Raw genomic sequence first — 1,671 nt, forward strand, 5'->3', positions numbered from 1 at the left:
TTCAGACAGGGCATGATAGATCGGAGTCCCGGACGATTGCTGTAAATATGGCTTGTTTCCGCGTTACCTCCGGAAGAAGACGGCGGATGCGTTGTTTCGCCTTGTTCACGATCGTCTGTTTGGTAGATGCCGTTTCCTCCGCCGGATGCGACGATTCTTCTCCTAAACGATGTCCGAAAAGACGAATCCCATCCATCCGGGCAATCATTGCCTTGAAAAACGCCCTGAGTCCCTTGTCTGTCCAACTGCGGCGGTATTTCACCCGATACGCCAGCTGGCTCATCACGCTTTCAGCCCTCCCCATCGGATACATGCCCGTTGTGTCCACTCCTTGCTCCTTCAGCCATTCCCGGTAATCACGGATGCATCCCGGCATCGATTCGATCCGGTGGATCAAGGCAGCCAGCTGTTGTTCTTTCGCTTCGTCCCCCAGCGTGCCGAGGGCGCTGTTCAGTTCCACAAGCAGCTTCTCTTCATCCTGCTTCGCCAGCTTTTGCCGAATCGCCTGCCACCGTGGATGGCCCGAGAGGCATTGGCGCAACTCACGCGCCACGTGGAATCGATCCAATTGGAAGCAGACCCGTCCCTTGAAATACTCCCGGAACGCGGTAATCCATGGAGCGCCGTCCCCGTTGATGACAAGAAGATCCCGACACGGATCATAGGCATATTCGTTCATCAAAAATTCCTCGAAGCCTTCCCACACCTCCCCCTTGCCCTCATGGACGTAATGGCGCTGATTCACGAATTCGATCCGTGAGCCGTTGCGCTTCCACCCTTCGTGAACGGTCAGGATTTTGTCTTCCTTGGCCCGTTTTCCCTTCCCTTGGCGAGAGACAAACAGTCCATCGGCCTCCACAAACAGCACCCGTCCATATCGCTGGTCAACCGGGCAGTGCAGCGGAACTTCAGCCTCGAACACCAACTGGCGGATCGCCTCATGGCTCATCACCGGATACCCGACCATCTGGGCAAGCGTATGAGCCGCTTTGCGATAGGAAGAGCACTCCACAGCCAATCCCACCGCCGTTTCTTCTAGACAAGGGCTGATTGACTGCGATCCATCAAACGCTAAAAAGGAATCAAGCAAAAACGTGTAACGGTTTTGTTCTCGGTCTAAATAGTAGTTTCGCTCAAAGGTAACTTCGCCAAACAAGGTTTGAATCGTGGTGCGTCGTTTGTCTTTCAAGTGGTACCGGCGCTTGTCCCGGGTTTCCGCCAATTGTCGGTCGATGTCCTCCAACAGAGCCGTAAACAGCTCAGCGAAGGCGTTTTGCAGGGCTCGAAACAAATCAAGTTCGATCTCTTTCCATGTCAACGAATTTGTGGTAAGATGTTGTTGAATATTCATGGGACTCTCTCCTCCTGTTTGTGGTGTGGTCAATGAACATCTTACCAGGGAGAGAGTCCTTTTTTCATGTTTCCTGCTTGGGATCCTACCGCGCTTTGCTTGGTGGCCCCGATGAGGGGGATTGCGAACCTACGTTCCCAACCCCCTCATCGAGGAATTCTAAGAATTTTTCCCACAAACATTTTACTCACACTTTACATTTTTCTACAAATTGTCCCTATCCATCTATTTCTTACTACTTATAAAGATACTTTCTATTTTCATGTTCTTTCACCCAAACATTTTCCATCTCGTTGAACGATTCCGCCTGTTTGCCGCAA

At 51.7% G+C, this 1,671-nt stretch carries 1 pseudogene; it reads right to left on the reverse strand.

The features are described 5' to 3' along the window. A pseudogene (locus AC0KTX_RS16705) lies at positions 1-1,351 on the reverse strand (ISLre2 family transposase); the annotation flags it as partial. Between the last annotated feature and the right edge of the window lie 320 nt (positions 1,352-1,671).

The organism is Aeribacillus sp. JST-2 (assembly GCF_056032925.1).